The sequence below is a fragment of the Proteiniborus sp. MB09-C3 genome, assembly GCF_030263895.1.
Lineage (GTDB): Bacteria > Bacillota > Clostridia > Tissierellales > Proteiniboraceae > Proteiniborus.
This window is the reverse complement of record NZ_CP127161.1, coordinates 1,930,612-1,949,910: the sequence shown is the minus strand read 5'-3', so window position 1 is coordinate 1,949,910 and position 19,299 is coordinate 1,930,612. Positions and strand designations below refer to the sequence as shown.

The 19,299-nt window shown below is 33.9% G+C and carries 19 protein-coding genes and 2 riboswitches; all 19 genes read right to left on the bottom strand.

Annotated elements, in window-relative coordinates:
• Positions 1-8 precede the first annotated feature (8 nt).
• Positions 9-1,547, bottom strand: coding sequence for a glycine/sarcosine/betaine reductase complex component C subunit beta (grdC, locus tag QO263_RS09370; RefSeq protein ID WP_285620398.1), 1,539 nt, complete (start codon positions 1,545-1,547; stop codon positions 9-11).
• A 313-nt stretch (positions 1,548-1,860) separates the two neighbouring features.
• Positions 1,861-3,171 (bottom strand): glycine reductase complex selenoprotein B, encoded by a 1,311-nt coding sequence (gene grdB, locus QO263_RS09365; protein WP_285620396.1) that lies wholly within the window; start codon positions 3,169-3,171, stop codon positions 1,861-1,863.
• A gap of 43 nt (positions 3,172-3,214) precedes the next feature.
• Entirely contained in the window at positions 3,215-3,691 is a 477-nt protein-coding gene (gene grdA / locus QO263_RS09360; protein WP_285620393.1) for a glycine/sarcosine/betaine reductase complex selenoprotein A, read from the bottom strand.
• A gap of 41 nt (positions 3,692-3,732) precedes the next feature.
• Positions 3,733-5,019, bottom strand: a complete 1,287-nt coding sequence (locus QO263_RS09355) for a glycine/sarcosine/betaine reductase component B subunit (protein WP_285620390.1) — start codon at positions 5,017-5,019, stop codon at positions 3,733-3,735.
• A gap of 116 nt (positions 5,020-5,135) precedes the next feature.
• Positions 5,136-5,453 (bottom strand): thioredoxin TrxA, encoded by a 318-nt coding sequence (trxA, locus tag QO263_RS09350; RefSeq protein WP_285620387.1) that lies wholly within the window; start codon positions 5,451-5,453, stop codon positions 5,136-5,138.
• A 46-nt stretch (positions 5,454-5,499) separates the two neighbouring features.
• A complete protein-coding gene (trxB, locus tag QO263_RS09345; protein ID WP_285620384.1) occupies positions 5,500-6,444 on the bottom strand; it encodes a thioredoxin-disulfide reductase in 945 nt (314 codons plus the stop codon).
• Between the two features lie 144 nt (positions 6,445-6,588).
• The gene (locus tag QO263_RS09340; RefSeq protein WP_285620381.1) at positions 6,589-6,966 is read right to left on the bottom strand and encodes a GrdX family protein; all 378 of its coding nucleotides are present in this window, start codon (positions 6,964-6,966) and stop codon (positions 6,589-6,591) included.
• Positions 6,967-7,041: 75 nt separating this feature from the next.
• A riboswitch (glycine riboswitch) is annotated at positions 7,042-7,116 on the bottom strand.
• Between the two features lies 1 nt (position 7,117).
• Positions 7,118-7,220, bottom strand: a riboswitch (glycine riboswitch).
• A 181-nt stretch (positions 7,221-7,401) separates the two neighbouring features.
• Positions 7,402-9,006, bottom strand: coding sequence for a Na/Pi cotransporter family protein (locus QO263_RS09335; protein WP_285620377.1), 1,605 nt, complete (start codon positions 9,004-9,006; stop codon positions 7,402-7,404).
• Between the two features lie 58 nt (positions 9,007-9,064).
• Positions 9,065-9,535, bottom strand: coding sequence for a tRNA (uridine(34)/cytosine(34)/5-carboxymethylaminomethyluridine(34)-2'-O)-methyltransferase TrmL (gene trmL / locus QO263_RS09330; RefSeq protein ID WP_285629155.1), 471 nt, complete (start codon positions 9,533-9,535; stop codon positions 9,065-9,067).
• Between the two features lie 99 nt (positions 9,536-9,634).
• Positions 9,635-10,147: a chemotaxis protein CheX gene (locus QO263_RS09325; protein WP_285629153.1), complete on the bottom strand. Its 513-nt coding sequence runs from the start codon at positions 10,145-10,147 to the stop codon at positions 9,635-9,637.
• Between the two features lie 121 nt (positions 10,148-10,268).
• Positions 10,269-11,321 carry a FecCD family ABC transporter permease gene (locus QO263_RS09320; protein ID WP_285629151.1) on the bottom strand — a complete coding sequence of 351 codons (1,053 nt, stop codon included), beginning with the start codon at positions 11,319-11,321 and terminating at the stop codon, positions 10,269-10,271.
• A gap of 18 nt (positions 11,322-11,339) precedes the next feature.
• A complete protein-coding gene (locus QO263_RS09315) occupies positions 11,340-12,299 on the bottom strand; it encodes an ABC transporter substrate-binding protein (RefSeq protein ID WP_285629149.1) in 960 nt (319 codons plus the stop codon).
• Between the two features lie 105 nt (positions 12,300-12,404).
• On the bottom strand, positions 12,405-13,736 hold the full coding sequence (locus QO263_RS09310; RefSeq protein ID WP_285629147.1) for a lipase family alpha/beta hydrolase: 1,332 nt from the start codon (positions 13,734-13,736) through the stop codon (positions 12,405-12,407).
• Between the two features lie 147 nt (positions 13,737-13,883).
• Positions 13,884-14,432, bottom strand: a complete 549-nt coding sequence (locus QO263_RS09305) for a methylated-DNA--[protein]-cysteine S-methyltransferase (protein WP_285629145.1) — start codon at positions 14,430-14,432, stop codon at positions 13,884-13,886.
• Entirely contained in the window at positions 14,422-15,099 is a 678-nt protein-coding gene (locus QO263_RS09300) for a DUF2225 domain-containing protein (protein WP_285629142.1), read from the bottom strand. Before QO263_RS09300 ends, QO263_RS09305 begins: the two co-directional genes overlap by 11 nt.
• Positions 15,100-15,138: 39 nt before the next feature.
• Positions 15,139-17,124 carry a cell division protein FtsA gene (locus QO263_RS09295; protein WP_285629141.1) on the bottom strand — a complete coding sequence of 662 codons (1,986 nt, stop codon included), beginning with the start codon at positions 17,122-17,124 and terminating at the stop codon, positions 15,139-15,141.
• A 93-nt stretch (positions 17,125-17,217) separates the two neighbouring features.
• Positions 17,218-17,868 (bottom strand): endonuclease III, encoded by a 651-nt coding sequence (gene nth / locus QO263_RS09290; RefSeq protein WP_285629140.1) that lies wholly within the window; start codon positions 17,866-17,868, stop codon positions 17,218-17,220.
• A gap of 16 nt (positions 17,869-17,884) precedes the next feature.
• Positions 17,885-18,166 (bottom strand): DUF503 domain-containing protein, encoded by a 282-nt coding sequence (locus QO263_RS09285; RefSeq protein ID WP_285629139.1) that lies wholly within the window; start codon positions 18,164-18,166, stop codon positions 17,885-17,887.
• Positions 18,167-18,326: 160 nt separating this feature from the next.
• Positions 18,327-19,136, bottom strand: a complete 810-nt coding sequence (locus QO263_RS09280) for a nitroreductase family protein (RefSeq protein ID WP_285629137.1) — start codon at positions 19,134-19,136, stop codon at positions 18,327-18,329.
• Positions 19,137-19,299: the final 163 nt, after the last annotated feature.

Genomic DNA, 19,299 nt, shown 5'->3' with positions numbered 1-19,299 from the left:
TATCACCTCTAATTTCCTAATAGATGTGACGCGAATTCTCTCATAGCCTCTGCTACTAATCTCTTAACTTCTTCTTCAGATACACCTTTTCCTTCGTCAACTTTCCCGCTATTCTTTTCAACAACTATAGAAACACCATCAAATAGGTTTGTCATACGACCTAGGAATAAGCTTCCTTTTCCAACTATCATAGCTCTATTTATTTCGCCGTTTAACATAGCTTCTATACAAAATCCAACATAAGGAACTCCTGATGGAATATGACCTTGAGTTGGTGCCCAACCAGGCAAACCATGTTTATCTCCAAATGTTGCTACATCTGTTCTCTCAAGTTCGCCTCTCTTAACTCCAAGTGCAGCAATCATCTTATAGTTTGCAGCTGGAACATCTCCCGCTCCTGCTGGTTTGGTTATATCTGGATTTTGCATCTCAACGGAATATCTGTCTATATCAGTAATCTTTAAGTTTCCTTTGTCTAATGGCGTAGTAATAAGTGATGTTATAACAGCCTGTGGAGATGATCCTGTTCCCACAGTATGACGTCCAACTAGATCAGTTCTCAATACAGGGTTAACTCCATCATTTTTGCTTACTAATACAGCAAAACCAGCAACTGCATCTTCAAGTATTGGCAAACCTTTTTTAACATGATCTTTACCATTCATACCTAGCTTAGCTGAAGCTCCACCTGCTACTAATACTACATTTTCATATATACCAGCTTGTACTAAAGCCGATGCTTCTATTAGTGAATGTGTAGGTGCTGCACAGAAACCTCTTGTGTCTGAGCCAGTAGCATTACTACAGCCCACCATTTCAGCTATAGATTTAGCAAAGTTTCCGCCACCTCTTTGATTCATGTCTCCACATGCTTCTTCTGAACATTCAATTACATATTCTATGCTATTTGGATCTATTCCGTTTTTATTTAATAGATTCATTAGTGCAAGAACACCTGAAGCTTTAACAACTAGATTTTCAAATATTGTATGTGCATTTAGATTTATGTCTATTTCATGTGCTCTCTTTACACAGCCTATTAGTTCATTGTTATTGTAAATCGCTTCTGCATGATGCTCATCAACTAGCTTCTTAATATCTTCTACTGATTCGCCTTCTTTAATTTTGCCAATTAACTCTTCTCTAATTAATGGATGCTTTTCTAATTTTCCTTTTACATCAGCTGCAAAATTCTTTTCTAACCTAACAAGATCAAAAGCATCGCATATTTGCATTAGGCCTATAAATTCATCTTGAGGCATGATTTCTCCAAGCTTTCCGAATCTATCAGCACCTTCTACTTTTTTATCATGCCATGGTGCTTCGTATTTTGCTAACTCTTGCGGAGTTATAGAGCCTATATATGTTTGATTTGGTGGGTAGCTTACTACATCCTCAAAGCTACGTAAATGCTTTGGAAGTTCTTTTAAATACTCTGAGTTAGGGTTAATAACTCTTTCTGAAGTTTGTGTTGTACCATTGTGTATCACCATATCTGGTGTGTGAACTAGAATATATCCAGCACCTTTTAATACTGGGAATGACATATACTTCACCTCCAAAATAATTAAAAAATATGTTTCTTAATACTCGCAGCTGGCAGCTACAGACATAATATTAGTCCTAACTGCTTTGCAGTCTCGCAGCTCAAAATTGCTTACTCCTTAACAGTCATGTGGTTCTAATGGACATCCTTATCATAAACCTACAATAAGGTTAGTGCTTGTCGCATTTGACCTATCTTCGATTTATTCAATATATCAAGTTAAGTCATAATAGCTGTTTTATAAAAGGGTGATAAAACAAAATCACCCTTTTATAATGATTGCAGCTGCTAGCTGCGAATGCAGCCAGCAGATATTATTTATCAAACACTGTTTGACCTTCTACCTCAGTTGTTAAAGCCACTAAAGCTTTTTCAACTAATTTTCTTCTCAATGCTTTTTCCTGTTCTTTTTCTAGACTTGGATTACCAAGTGGGTGAGGAATAGCTATAGTTGGAACTATTCTATTAGCACCTACTGTTAAAGATATCGGTACTACTGTACACATATGAACAACAGGAATACCTGCTCTTTCAACTTCTTTAACCATCGTTGCACCGCAACGTGTACAGGTGCCTCAGGTGGAAGTTAGTATAACTGCATCCACTCCATCAGCTTTAAGTTCTTTAGCAAACTCCGCTGCGAATGCTTTTGAACTTGCAACTGCTGTACCATTACCAACTGTAGTATAAAAATATCTGTGTAATTCTCCGATTTTGCCTTCCTTTTCCATATCCCTAAGAACATCTACAGGAAGAACTCTATCAGCATCATTGTTTGCATATGTTGGATCATAGCCACCATGAGCTGTTTCATAAGTTGCTTCTGTTAAATCTTCTACTCCAGAAATATCGTATTTACCATATTTGGAAGCACTTGAAGATTCAATGTGATCTGGGTTTCCTTTTGGAACTATACCACCAGAAGTAACTAATGCAATTTTAGCTTTTGTAATATCCTTAACTGCTGGATTTGGATCTACTCTATCAAAATCAGGCATTGGGAACTCAGTAACGAATTTTTCTCCCTTAAGCTTCTTAATAAGCATTTCAACAGCTCTTTCAGAGCCTCTTTTATCAACAAATACATTCTTTCTGATTCCTCTAGAAATATATCCTTCTTCAGCTGGTGAACCAATTTCTTCGCCTCTAGTTAATTTAAGAGCTAAGCCCGCCATAGTTTTTACTGCTGGCCTCATACCTGCTGCATTATTTTTTGTTTCAACTATATATACACTTTTCTTGAACATATCTGCTCCAGGATTTTCAATGTACATACCAGTTAAAACAGGGATTCCTAGTTCATGCTTAACAGCATCAGTAATCGTTCCACATGCAACACCATATCTACCTGCGTTAAAAGCTGGTCCAGCAATGAATAAATCAGGGTTGTATTTTTTAATCATGCCGATTACTTCTGCTTTTGCTTCTTCTAGGTTTTCATTAAAGTAAGAGTCACCACAAATGATTGTAGCAACAATTTCAGCCTCATCACCAAAGCTTGCAGACAATGCTAAACCTGGTCCAACTACTCCTTCTCTTACTTCTGGTCTATGATCAGCTTTTTCTTCTCCACCGATTCCAGCAAAGAATTGATTTATATAATGAACAACTTTAATTTTACTCATTAGTTTCCCCCCTCTCGTATTTTTGGGTAATTTGGGTTATCACTTAATCATTAAATTTACAATATTCATTTCTTATTGAGCTTACTTCGTTTACTATATCATCAACGTCAAGAACCATTTCCATCATACCAATTTGTTCGTCATATACATCAGCGTCAAATTCATCTTTTATTTCTGGCTCTACAACGTGATATACTCTAAGTCCTAACTGGACTCCTGCTAATGGACCTGCAAAAGTTGGATCTCCTGCTGTAACTGTTTCTGCTGCTAAACCTGCAGCTTCACCTTCAGCAGCACCTAAAAGAACAACTATGTTCTCTGCTCCGTGCTTTTCAGTTAAATCCTTAACTCTTTGTTGATTTTCTAGGTCCATAGCGCCTGCAGCCGTTCAGACAAAACACTCTGTAGATGCGAAAACTACTTCTGCGCCAGTATTTTTAAGACATTCTTCTACCGCTGGTGCTGGTATACCGTCTCTATCGCCTATTACGATAACTTTTTTACCGTCTAATAGTCCCATCATCACACTTCCTTTCATTTTTTTATATATGTTTTCAATTATTAGAATCCTCTTGCTGTTAGCTTATTGAAGCCAAGTTCGTTTGTTGCACCTGTAATCGCTTGAAGCTCTACTACTATTGAACCATCATCCTTTAAGCTTCCATCAAATCCACCAGCAATTATATTTACTGGTTCAAGATATCCAATTACTTTATTTAATGCCGGTAATTCTATTACTTCATTGGCATTTCCACCTGTTACAACTGCATCTGCTAGTGAATCGGCATCTGCTAATGATTGAGATGCACCATCTCTACCTGCATATTCATCAGTTACTATAACAGTTTTTATACCTTTTCTTTCAATTTTCTTACAGTTCATTATTAGGTCAGTATCAGGGTTACCAAAGCCTTCTTGTGATATAACAACACCGTCTACTCCTAAATATTCTGCTAATTTAGCAGACCAGTTTGATGATCTTTCTTTATCTGCTAGATAGACATTTTCATTTGTGATAATTACTCCAACAAAGTTTAATTCTTTGCCATGCTTTTCAAACAAATCATGTACAACAGGATTATTTAAATGATGGTAAGTTGTATTCTTGTCACAAGCAGAAACACAGTTACCACTTATGATAGCACCATCTAATAATTCTGTTGGGTAAATTAATGTTGAAATAGTTTGCTTAGCATCGACACCATAAACATAAGTATCATGCATTAAGCCCTGACTTTGAAGCATTAATACATATGCTACCTTTGGAAGCTCTGGATATTTTTGAATTCCCTGTAGTAAAGGTAATGTTTCAAATACCTTGACCTCGTCTGGGTTTACATCCTTACCAGCTTCTCCAAGATATGCTGCTGCTTTTAAGCCTGCAAATCTAACGGTTCTTTCATGGTCATGCTGCTTTAAGCCATCTTTAGGTTGAATCACTAAAACAACGTTGTTTGTTTTTGAAAATGGCGTATAGTCTGCTCCTGGTCCAGTCATGTCTATGATACCTTCTTGGAACGCAACTACCTTACCTGTTGTAACAACTGCTGCACCCTTTAGTACATGAGTTCTTCCTGTACCTACAGTCTCAACCTTTGAAAGTACTCCAGGGAATATTCCACCAGGACCTTCAGCCTTAACTCTTGGCTCTATTACATCCTTAACTGGTGTAATTCTGACGCTTTCACCTGGTCTTGCCAACTCTACCTCTACACTTTTGATGTTTTCGTCATCGCTTATTGCTGCAATAAGCTCTTCTTTGTTGACAAATAAAATCCCATTTTCTACTTTTGTTTTGTCTCCAAACTGTACATCCTTAATGATAATGTTACCTATTTCTAGGCGCATAGAGTTCACCTCCTCTTAATATTTCACTTATGCCATGTATTTATTGTAACCCTATAGGATAGGTTTTATAACCTATTCTATAGGTCGGTTACCTAAGCAAATTTTAGATAAATATATTAAATATATTTTTGAATCATGGACTCTATATTTGCTGGTGTAGCATCGTCTTTTACTAATTCATCAATTTTTTGTCCATCTTTGTAAATTGCTATAACTGGTAAACCTAATATTTTTTGTGAAATTGCAAGTCTTCTAGCCTTACCCGTGTCTAAGCTAGTAAATTTCATTTTTCCATCATATTTTTCTGCCAGTTCATGAACATGTGGCATTAATGCTTTACATGGTTCACAACCCTCACTCCAAAAATCCACTAATACATGTCCCTCTGCTTTAAGTACCTCTAGTTCAAAAGTATCCTTATCAACTGCTAACATGGATATCCCTCCTATAATTTTTGTTTTTTTATTTAAAAAAATTGTTTTATTCCTCGAAAACGCTTTCAATGTACCTCTCAGCTTGTGTAGCAGCTATTGCACCATCTGCAGTTGCAGTAACTACTTGTCTTAAAGATTTTACTCTACAATCACCTGCTGCAAATACTCCTGGTATATTAGTTTTCATATTATCATCAGTTATTATATAGCCATTTTCCATTTCTACCATTCCATTAAATAGTGATGTTACTGGGTCATATCCTACGAAAACAAATACTCCGAATGTACCGTCATCCTCATCTGCAACTATTTCTGTTATTTCACCAGTTACTCTGTTTTCAAGTACCATTGACTCCAATATACCTTCACCTTTTACTTCCTTAACTACTGAATTCCAAATAAAGTTTATTTTATCATTTTTAAAAGCTTTTTCTTGAATTGATTTTGCTGCCCTTAGCTCATCTCTTCTATGAACTATAGTAACCTTTCTGGCAAATTTAGTTAAATACATTGCTTCTTCAACTGCCGAGTCTCCTCCACCAATTACATATACTTCTAAATCAGTAAAGAAATCAGCATCGCAAGTTGCACAGTATGAAACACCTTTTCCTGTAAGCTCTTTTTCTCCTGGACAGCCCATTGGTCTTGGTTTAGCACCTGTTGCAATTATTATAGACTTTGCATGGTATTCACCCTTAGCACCTTTAATCACTTTTATCTTGTCTTGTAATTTAACTTCTTTTACTTCGTCTAGTACTCTTTCTGCTCCAAATTCATCTGCTTGCTCAACCATTCTTGCAATTAAAGATGGTCCAGAAGCGTTTTCAACTGAGCCTGGATAGTTAGCCACTTCTTCAGTAGTAACTATTTGTCCACCTGCTTTTTCTCTTTCTAATATTAGAGTCTTCATTTTTGCTCTTGCTGCATATAATCCTGCTGCTAAACCTGCAGGACCTGATCCAATTATTATTGTATCGTATAAGTTTGTCATGTGCCTCACTCCTTTATTTTGTAATAATTATACCCATTAAGTTTTATGGTTAACATTTATAAGGTATAGACATGTGACTTCATTGCTTGCAAAAAGCCTATTACCAACTAAAATTTACCCAAATCTGCCAAGTTTTATACAGGGCTAAATCACGTTATTAAGTACATTTTCAATTAGGGATAAGTCTACGGTTTGAAAGTCAAAAAGTGCAACATTATTCCAATCTGGCGTTGGTCTATTGCTAATAAATTTCCTAGTAGTTACTATAGCACTTTCTATAAGAGTTAAAGAATTCATATCTAACTGTTTTTTATCTTTTGAAATAATAACAGTCCTATATGGAGTTTCATTAGGCTTGATACTGCCTGCTAAAGGATGGGATAAAAGCTCGTGTCCTAGATGGATTTTGTCTCTCACGGTTTCCAAAATACCTATGTAATCTTTATCATAAAATTCTATTTCATATAAGGCTGCAAATCTTTCTCCTATCAATGGATTGTTTGTAACTATTATTTTGCCCACTGGTTTCACCCCTTACAATCCTTTAAAATTTTGAACAAAAAAACAGAATAGAAGTAACATTATTATGTGCCCCTCTACTCTGTTCTAAACCTGAGAGATTCTTCTTTTTTCAAAGAATTGCCCCTTCGGTGCCATAGGCTTTCCAGAGAACTGTCCAAATACGGTCCTTTTGCCTGAGAGCTTCTCCATAAATGGCAAACTTATGACTTACTCCTTCGGCGCCAATATATATTGGTCTCTTCCGCATCCTTCATCCAGTTTTATTTCAATTATAGAATTGTTAAATAAAAATCAATGTTTGTATTTAAAATTATTATAATATATAAACAATTTGTGCACAATACCTTTTTTCATGTTTTTGTAAGAAAATTTCTTAAATATCTTTAACATTTGCCATATTTCCGTAGAAAAGCACATATACCTGCGCTTTTCATATTATTTAAGAGCATCTAAAATATACATTGCAATATTTGACGAATGATCTGATATTCTTTCAAGATTACTTATTAAATCAAGAAAGACGATTCCTGAGCTAGGCTCACATGATTGTGTATTTAATCTTTCAATATGACTTTCTCTATAATGCTTTTCCATTATATCAACCTCTGCTTCAAGATTGATTACTTCCTCTGAAATCCTTGGATCGGCAGTTTTAAATGCTAATAGAGATTTACTAAATACATCCTCCACCTTATCAAACATTATATGCAGCTCATCAAGAGCTGTGTCTGTAAACCAAAGCTTGTTATCTATTCTATTTTGACATAATTCCGCTATATTATCTGCATGATCTCCCACACGCTCAATGTCGTTAATCGCATGGAATAGTGTAGTTACAGTTGAATGCTGCTCATCTGTAAGAGGTGCATTGGAAAGCTGGATTAGGTATTTTGTTATATCTCTTTCAATTTCATTTATCCTTTTTTCTTCCTCAAAAACCTTCTGAACTAATTTCTCATCCTTTGAATAGAATGCTTCAATGGCAGTCCTCAGATTATCTCTCACTATTTTTCCCATTCTTAGTACTTCCTTACTTGCTTGACCTACAGCTATAGAAGGAGTTTCAATAATTCTTGTATCTAAATATTTTAAGCCATTAATTACTTCCTCTTCATCCCCTTTAATTAGCTTTTTAGCAGCTAGAACTAATAGTCCTGCAAAAGGGAATTGAATTGCTACATTTAGTAAATTAAATAGTGTATGAGAATTTGCAATTTGTCTTTGTATATCATTTGGTGAAAATTTTATTACTATAGCTTCTACAGGCTTTCTTAATATAACCATAAAAATTATAGTTCCTACTACGTTAAAAAGAAAATGCATAAGTGCTGCTCTTTTAGCTGTTTTATTAGCTCCAATACTTGAAATAAGTGCAGTTGTCGTAGTTCCTATGTTATCACCAAAAAGAATGGGTAATGCTATATCTATAGTTATAAGACCCTGACTAGCAAGAGCAAGCAACAATCCGATAGAAGCACTACTGCTTTGTACTAGAGTGGTCAATCCAAAGCCTACTATAATTCCTAAAACTGGATTTTTAAGACTAGTTATCAAATCTTTAAAAACTTGTGAATTTCCTAATGGTTTCAAATGGCTAGACATGAAGTCCATTCCTATAAAAAGAATACCAAATCCAATAAGTATCTCAGCTATCTCCTTATTTTTTTTCTTAGAAGAAAATAGCCAAATTGCAACACCTATAGCTACTACAACAGGTGCATAATCGCTTAATTTAAAAGCTATAAGCTGTGCTGTTACTGTAGTTCCTACGTTAGCACCCATTATTACACCAACTGCTTGATTTAATGTCATTAAGCCAGCATTTACGAACCCTATAACCATTACAGTTGTAGCACTACTGCTTTGGATAACCATGGTTACAGCTGTACCTACAATTACTCCCATTAATCTATTGCTGGTTAATACCTCTATAAGTTTTTTTAGCTTCTCTCCAGCAGCTTTCTGAAGGCCTGTCCCCATAAGATTCATTCCATATAAGAATAATCCTAGTCCTCCTAATACACCAAAAGCAATTTGCATAATAAACCTCCTGTTTTTTAAAATATTCTTTCATAATGCTAAAGAATTATTTCATAAATTATATCAGGTTGGAAAATTTAAGCTGTCTTAGCACCTCATACACTATTATGGCAACAGAATTTGAAAGATTTAAAGATCTAGCTCTTTCATCTTCAACCATAGGTATTCTCATAGTCCTCTCCTGATACTTGGAGAGAATCTCCTTTGGCAGCCCTGCTGTTTCCTTTCCAAATAATAAAAAAGCTCCTTCTTCAAATTTGAAATCCGTATAGCTCTGACGTCCTTTCGTTGTTGCAAAATAAAATTTACTTACATCGTTTTTCTGAAAGAATTCATCTAGGTTCTCATACACATGTAAATCTAGCAAGCTCCAATAATCAAGTCCAGCTCTTTTTACATGCTTATCATCTATAGCAAATCCTAAAGGCTTTACAAGATGTAGTGAGGCACCAGTTGCTGCACAAGTTCTAGCAATATTACCTGTGTTCTGCGGAATTTCTGGTTCTACTAACACGACATTTAGTGGCATTATTTAACCCCCTACTTCAACGTTCATAATTAAAATGTTATTTATACCAACCTAATTGATTTTACTAATCTTTTTTTATAAAGTCAATTGTTAAAATCACTAATTTTCTGCTTTCCCATCAATATCCAATATAAGCATTATGTTCATATCCATTAATGAGGTTTCATAGTCAATTATTGTGACATTTTTATCAATTGATGTATATTTAATATCACAGCCTTCAACTATACAATAGCTACATATCTCCATAGAAACTCCATTCCCATAGAAGCTAGCACATGAATTTCCTATTATAAGCTTTGATAATTTAAAAACAGCCTCTTTAACATCTTTATCAATTTCTATAGCTAAAATGCCTTTCATGTACCTATGGTAGATAACTTTTGAGAGTTCACCTGAAATGCTAATTACTATTTGCCCTGAAATTATGCCTGAAAAACTTACTATCACAGATACCCCATCATAAAGCTTGGTATCTGATGTTTTATAAATCTTCTCATCTAAATCTATATCAACAAATTGCTTAAAAATTTCTTTTGTATTCTTATTAAATATTTCAGCAATCTCTAGACTTGGAATTTTTATCCCTCCAATAATTTCATATCTACACAAAAAAGACTCCAGGAATTATTCCTTAGAATCTATTATTGTGTATTATGCAACTATTTATTCTCATTCTGAATAGCATTTCTTTCATCTTGTATGTTGATTTTATAGATTTTATAGTATACAGCTATATGCTTTTCTTAGATTTTCTTAAGAGATATATAAAAAATGGGCCCCCAAAGAGAGCTGTTATTATCCCAACGGGTATCTCAGTTGGCGATATAATGGTTCTAGCTAATGTATCTGCAAATATCATAAATATTCCACCTACCAGCATAGATGTAGGTATAAGGATTCTATGGTCAGGTCCTACTATTAACCTCACTATATGCGGGATAATAAGACCTACAAAACCGATTATTCCGCTAACTGACACTGCAATTGATATAATAAAAGAACAAATTATGAGTATAATTATCTTTGTTTTCTCTACGTTAATGCCTAAATTTTGTGCAGACTCTTCTCCTAAGAGCATAATATTTAATTCCCTTGAAAAAAAGTTAATAATAATCATCGACAATATCATGGGAATAGATACAGAAGCCAGATGCTCCCAGCCTTTCCCCGAAAAGCTGCCTAATGTCCAATATATTATTTTACTCATATCTTTTGTATATATTACCATTAGAAATGATAATATAGCTGTCAGGAACTGACCAACAGCAACTCCTGACAGCAGTAAAATAGTGACTGGAACCTTATTTTTTACCTTTGAAATCCAATAGACTAAAAAAGTAGAAGAAATAGCTCCAATAAATGCTCCAATTGAAATAGATGACATTCCAAGGGCTGTCCAAGTTATTCCTGAAATAATCACTAATCCCGCTCCTAATGCAGCTCCAGAAGAAATACCAATGACATATGGATCTGCCATAGGGTTTTTAAACATGCCTTGAAATACGGCTCCGACACCAGCCAAAGCTGCTCCTACAATAACCCCAATTAAAACTCTAGGTATTCTTACATTGAGTATAATAGTCTGGTAAGATTTTGGCATGTCTGAAATATCAATTTGCTTTCCTATTAAAGGTATTTTAGAAAGAACAATTCTAAAGGTGTCTGTGGTTTTGATATTAGCTGAGCCTACGGTTGAAAACACTATAATACTGAGAATCAAAGTAATTACGCAAACCACAATAATGAAGCTCCACCTTTTTTTGTTCACTTTTTTTTCGTTCATATTATCCCTACTCTATTTTTACTCAAAAAGCTCAGGATATATACTTTTTGCTACGATTTCAAATCCTTCAACTATTCTTGGTCCTGGTATTGATATCAATGGGTCTAAAATATATATTCTGTCATTTTTTATCGCACTTAACTCACTATATCCTGGTCTTGCCTTTACTGATTCAATAGTCTTAGTCTCAAGATCCTTAGACATCAAATAAACATCAGGATCTCTTTCTATAAGCTGTTCTAAATCAAATTGAGCATAAGCTCCTTCTGCATCACCGGCAATATTTTCTCCACCAGCTAGTCTTATTAATTCGTCTATAAATGAACCTGGACCTGCCGTTTGTAATGGTTCATTCCAAACTTCAAAAAATACCTTTGCTTTTTTTTCTACACTACTTACCTTATTGACTATATAATCTCTCTTGCTCATCATATCTGTAGTTACGGCCTTCGCTTGTACCATACTGTTTGTAATTCTTCCTATTTCTTCTATAAGACTAATAACCTGATCTACAGATTCAGGCTCATAGCTAAGTACAACTATGCCAGCATCCTTCAATTTTTTATTCACGTCTTCCTTGCCGGAACCATATTGAATCACTAAGTCTGGATTCAGCTCTAATATTTTTTCTATATTTACATTAAAAGCATCCCCTACTTTTTCTTTCTCAGTAGCTTCCTCTGGATAATTACAGTAAGTAGACACCCCTACTATTTCATTTTTAAGCCCTAATGCAAAAAGAATTTCTGTATGACTTGGCGCAAGGGAAACTATTCTTGTAGGTTGTTTTTCTATTGTTACTTTGTTCCCGAATTGATCCTCCACTTCCATTGGATAGATATCATTGCTTTCTCCTGATGTTATAGGATTTTCTTCGTTTTTAGGTTCTTCTCCCTGTGTTACACATCCAGTTATTAATGTTAGAACCAATATTAATACTAATGCAACAGTTGTAATTTTTTTAGTCATGCTGTTCATTGCCTTTCTCCTCTCATGTATAAAAGTAATATATTATTATTTTATAACCTAATGATAGCAAATCAAATGTGTTAATTCAAGACAATATATGCTAATATGTCATATTTACAAACAGTTTGCTCCAAAAAGACTTATAGTTGTGTTCCTACTTTTAAAGCTTTTTCTTATCATTTCAATTTCTCCATTCCTTTCTGCAAAAAATACTAGCATTTCATAGTCTTGTTCCTTCTTTGGATTAAAATTGAGTTTGATTTTTTCCTTTTCCTTTGAGCTGAGTACTATCCAATGTAGATTATCTCCCATTTTTCTAGTAATATAATCTCTTGTAGTTGTGTTTTCTGCTATATTTAAAACTTTTTCTGTATTGGCATAATGAATTTCTGCTTCAGGTACATTTCTCAGTATAATACTATATACATAGCTTTGTTCTGCTTCCTTTCTATAATCTTTTTGAGGAGATGACGGACGCATAAGTATTGAAGCTAATATATCCTTTGATTTCTTTAATATATCTCCATGATTTGAACTCAAATAATAATTCTTGCTATATATTGCTTCTGCACTGCTTATTGTTATAGTTCCATCTCCATAAGGCATGGATATAGAGTACATTGGCTTTCCATCAAACCATTTATCCATGCTTCTATTGTTTTTATTTACACAGATTATATCAGTTGTTTCCAATCCAGTCCCAATTATATGATATGGTATTACCCCTCGGTTAAATATTAAATGACTAGTCTTATTCATTTTATTTAAATGCCTATTTACTGATTCCATTTGAGTAATTGGCACTGGCTTTTTTATCCCGCCATTATCATCATAAAATAGATAATTTCCATATCCATAACTAGGAAGCAGCTCTTCAGCTACTGGAAATAGTCTTCTCAAAATATTTACATCGCTTATTGGTCCATGTAAAAATCTATATATCCAAAAAAAACCTATTTTCAGCAATTGATAAATCACGTTCTTTTCTAATTTATCATAAGGCATCTGTCCACCGCTCCAGAAGTAGTATGCATTTACTGCACCAGAGTTTGGAGTTCCCATCATAATAAGGTTTCTTACATCCTTATTATATAGTGAGCCTTGAATATAAGTTCTAGCTACTATTCCTCCTAGACTATGGCCTATTAAATCTACCTTAGCTCTCATCGTTGCTCTTTTAGCCTCTTCTATTTTGGGTATTAAATATTTTTCTGTGTTATATTCACAGCCTTTTCTCCAGTCATAAAAAGCTATAAATAAATCCTTTCCTTCTTTATAGCCTAGTTCTTCTAAATCTTCTATTATAGGCCTATATACATGTTCAGCCATACCAAAATTAAGGTCTCCGGTTCCTGGCAATATATCATCACCAAGGGAACCAAAAAGACCTGGTATAAGTACTATAGGTAATTTAGCTGCACTTCTATTTTCTGTATAATAATACATCAATATCCCACCTCTAAAACATTTTATTATATAATATGTGGGATATGTTCTTAAGTGTAACAAAAACTTACAATAATTATAGCAAATTTGTGTTGCGAGACTACTGATTTAAGCTATGAACCTTAAGGAATGCAGATATAGAATACATTAAGCAATAAAATATAGTCTGTTTCCATTGTGTTCCTTTTCTATTATATTCAGCCCCTCAAGCTTTAACAGTTTTACTTTAGTCTCTATTCCTCCACCATAACCTACTAATTCGCCACTGCTCCCTATGACCCTATGGCAAGGGACTACTATTGATATTGGATTTCTGTTGTTAGCCATGCCAACTGCTCTAAAGCCTTGTTCTCTCCCTACAGCAACTGCAATATCTTTATAGGATCTTACTTCTCCATATGGTATTTTAAGTAGTTCTTGCCAAACCTGCATTTGAAAAGGTGTACCAATTAAGTCTAAGGGTAAATCAAAGCTTTTCAAATTTTTGTCTAAGTATAATTTTATTTGTTTACTATAATCAGAATCTGCTCCATCATACTCAACTATACTATGATAATTTTTTTTTAGTTCTTTAGTAAAGTTATCCTCCCTTGTTGAAAACTCTAATCTTGCAAGACCTTTACTCGTAAACCCAATCCATAATTTTCCTATATTTGTCTCCATACTTTCACAGTAAATTTTTGTATCATTCTTCACCGTCTTTCTCCTTTGCTAGAAGCCATTGTTCTCTAGCCAGATTTTCTATCCTAGGGTTATTTTTTACTCGAGGATTTGAAACAGTTTTTCCAAACCATAACACTGCTTCTTTTTTTCTTCCCAATCTCCTATGAAGTTCACCAATCAAATATCCAAGTGTTATTTCGTCTGTGGATAAAGTTGACAGGTCTTCTGTAAAAAATGCTTGTTCAAAAAGCTCAACTGCATTCTGCAAGAATCGCATTTCTTCGTCGCTCTCTTTTGTTCTAAAAAACCAAGCTATCTTTAAAGCAATATTGCCTAATTCATATTTTTTTAAACCTATAAGTTCTCCACAATAAAGAGCTAACATATAGCATTCTATCGCCTCATCGTCTGTCCTCGATCCAGAATATTCTCTTTCCTTCCATTTTTTCGAAATACTTTCTTTAATTATTTCTCTTTCGGCAGGTCTAAGTTTATTGAAATTACCTTCCATTGCTGCATATCCACATTTAGGACAAACAAAAACATGGTACTTTATAGGATTCTCACTTTTGTAATGATTCATAAGATCTCCGTCCACCCTATCAACTCTAATCTTAGTTGTCCTCATTTTACTAGTAGTAAATTCCTTATTACATGCAGGGCATTTTACCTTTTTACTGTATAAAGCTTCTACTTCCATTGTCAATCTCCCTTCTCTTATGTTAATTATAATCGTTGATTAATTTTTCCAATAAACCTCTACTCTGTCATTCTCCTTTAATTCTTGAGTAAATTCAGCCTTAGTCCCATTTACATTTAAAATAAGCTCACCCTGAGGCTTTGATAAATCTATCTCTATATAGTTAAAAATATCGACAAATATAAAGCTTGTCTTGCTGTGATGTATTTCTGTTTCTTCTCCATTTATGATTAATTTCAAGGTGTTATTGTTTTCTTGTTTCAATTTTATTTCTTTTGATTCTTCCAGTGGTTTTATTTCAATGACATCATTGTTTTTTAGTACATAGTCATTATTTAGAAGTTCTCCAGCTTTATAGGCTAGATGAACATCCTTGTCCATGTTTAACTGTCCATAAAGTTCTTCAACATAGCTTATTTCTTTTGCCTCTATTATATCTCTGTCATTTATCCTGATGTTGTCAAATACAGTCTTTTGATTTACTTTAACATCTAAAATCAAGTTAAGTAGTTTATTATTCACTATTATCTTTTTATATATATCAATACAGTCAAACAATTTGATTTCCGCCTTTGTACCCTGAGTTGCCTCAATAACTCTTACACTATCTCCATTTTTGAGCTTTCTCTCAAGGCTAGCTAATTGATCATTTACATAAATCTTAGCTGCTTCTCCAGATTGTCCTAAGGCTTTTTTCTCCTCTCCATTTATGTAATAGGTTATATCTTCTCCCTTTTTAGGTATTAGCTTTCTTGGATTAAAGCCTATAAATGTCAAAGCATCTGAAACTTTTATTGTTTTAGTGTTAAATAATTTTATTTTCTGATCATTAACCTTTACTTCTATAAAATCCCTATGTGCATTCTCCAATGCATAAAAACCTATACCAATTGGAGTAATAGCATCAGGCCCATTTAATTGTTCTGGAATATTAGTAATATTTTCAATAATACTAGTGTTTCTTATTACCACTCTTTCTTTTTGAAGACCGAGATTCTCTGCAATATATTCATTAAGTCTAGGTAACTGACTTCCTCCACCAATTAAAAATATTGCACTAGGAGCCTTATCATTAAATTCCAAAATCCTAGCTGCAATTTCCTTGGCAATAATTTTAATCGTGCTATCTATCCTATCTAAAATCTCATCGGTTCCAATTTCATGCTCTAAACCTAAAATATCCACAAATTTATGTAATTCCTTTGAAGCCAATTCTATTTTTAATTTTTCAGCGGCATCAAAGTCTAAAAGAAATGTCTTGGCAATACTTTCCGTTATTTCATCACCAGCTACTGAAGCCATAGCATATGCTACAATTGTGCCATCTCTGGATATCGCAATGTCAGAAGTTCCTGCACCTATATCTACTAAAGCTATATTTAGAAGCCTCAGGCTCTTCTTTACTGCAATATTCATAGCAGCAATAGGCTCTAGGGTTAGACTTGTTACCTCAAGTCCTACTCTATCCATAACTGTATACAGGCTGTCCACTACCGTATAAGGTAAAAAGGTTGCAAGCACATCAGCTCCGATTCTATTGCCCCTATGCCCTTCTAAATTTTCCATAAAGTTGCCGTCTAAATAATAATTTATTACAGTATAACCTACGCAATAGTATCTAGTATCTTCATCTTTAGTTTTTTCATCTAGAGAATTCTGCGCAGATTGTATTGATTCCATTTCAAGACTTTCAACCAATCTTGAATCTATTTCAGTACTGGAATCTACTTCTCTTTCTAATTTTGTTCTATAGGTTTTTAGTGCTCTTCCTGCAGCAGCAATAGCTACTTTGTCCAGTTTAATATTCAGTTTTTGCTCAAGTTTTTCTTTAACCTTTTTTACAATGTTGACAACACTGTTGACATCATGTATCTGCCCATCATACATATTCCTTTTTTCATGCTCTATTATCTCGCTTGCTAGAATCTTAAAATTATTATCATGTAGTTCTCCTACTACTCCAATGACTGTCCTTGTCCCAATATCTAAAGAAAATATCATTTCATTTATATTAATTACATCCATAGGCCAGTATTCCACCTTTTAATATAATTTGTTAATACCATTATGCTATTCTCCATTTATATTTTATTTCCTCTTAATTTGTCAAATTTCTGCTTATTTCTCCACATTTTCTTTATAATATAAGCAGTAGTCTGTCAAGGGACATTCATGGCACATTGGCTTTCTAGCTTTGCATATGCGTCTTCCATGAAATATTATAAGATGATGAGCTCTAGACCATTGATTTTCCTCTATATTCTTCATTAAATCTTCTTCAGTATCATGAACATTGTCACTATTTGCTAGGCCTATTCTATTTGACACTCTAAACACATGGGTATCTACAGCTATGGCATTTTGCCCAAAAGCATTGCTTATCACTACATTAGCTGTTTTTCTCCCTACTCCAGGCAGCTTCATTAGTTCCTCTCTGTTGGAGGGAACATTAGAACCATATTCATTAACAAGCATGTCACAAAGCTTTAAGATATTCTTACTTTTTGTCCTGTAAAACCCAATACTCCGTATCTTTTCAGCTAGCTGTTCCTCAGTTAATTTCAGAAAGTCTTCTGGAGCCTTATACTGTTTGAACAATTCTCCTGTAACTATATTTACTCGCTTATCTGTAGATTGAGCAGATAAAAGAGTGGCAATTAAAAGCTCAAAGGGATTTGTATGATTAAGCTCACAGGTAGCGTCTGGATAAGTGGCTTCGAGAATCTCCAGCACCTCTTTTATCTTATTATTGCTTAAAGTTTTTTTCATAACATTACCATCCTCGTCATAGTATTTCTATTTGATGGGCAACTATTTCCACCCTGCCATCGCCTTCAATAAATTTAAGTACATTAGATAGGACTTGGTTAGCATGTGAAGAATCATTTGTGACACAGGCAAATCCAATTTGTGAGCTTCTCCATGTATCGTTTAAGTCAACTTCGGCTATTGAAACATTAAACCTAGATTGTATCTTTCCTATTATGCTTTTTATTACATGTCTTTTATCCTTTAAAGAGTTTGATTCATATATCATGAGCTCAACTGAACATGCACCAATTATCATTTTGTCCACCTCGTTTGACAAATAGTACTTCTTAATAGATTATACAAAATAATAATATAAATATACACTATAATCTATTTTATCACTAATACAGTAAAAAACCCTACAACTTTAGTAGTAAAGTTAATAGGGCTTTATGTCTTTTTATTATCTATTTTATTTATACTTCAAAATATCCTAAAGCCTTATATCCTTCAGGTATATTATATTTATCTGTATTTGAAATGTCTAATCTCCATTTCCCTAGTATACCTTCCTCATGTGCTGATTTTTCAAAATATAGCATTACAATACCTGCATCTAAGTGCTGTAGAATATCTTTATCCACAATAGCTAATACAATCTTATTATCATCCAATATAAATCTCCAAGGTTGTAGATTTCCCCAAGAAGGTGCCAATCTCGAATAATAAAGAATGTTTACAATACCTCTTGCCTCCAGCATTTCTGTAGTACATTGCTTACCCCACTGCCCATCAAATATTATATCCTCTACTCCAAGCCTGCTGCTCCTAGGTGAGGTATCCTTCTTAAAAAAGCCCTTGTATTGATAGCCAATAGCAATTAACGATATTGGGATAAATTCTTTATCAATATTTAAAGTTGTGAATAATTCTTTTTCATCTTCAATGCTTAACCAGCAAGTACCAAGCCCTATATTCCATGCTTTTAGCCTTAAGTTTTCCATTATATATGCACTATTTTCTACATAGCCTTCAAATTTTTTCGATGATATCAGTATGTAATGAGGCGCCTCTATCATCTTTCCAAAATATCCTGCTTTTCCTGATAAAGTATTGAAAAGCTTTTGTCCATTCTTTATAAATGTGATTGATACATCATCTCTTCTACCTGCTAATAAACTATCTTGTGCATCTATGATTATTTCATCTATTAAATTATTCGGCACTTCCTCTTTTTTAAAATCCCTTATAGTTCTAATATCTTCAATAATATTTGTATACTTCATCTTAATCCTCCCAATTCTTTGATTTACTTCCAGCAAAGCTTCTTAGTCTATAGATATCCAATTATTATGAGTTAAATCACATTCAAAGGATAAACCATAATAATAAAAGATACAGGTTGCCCTGCATCTTTTATTATTTAGCTACTGAATAAGTACTAGAGTA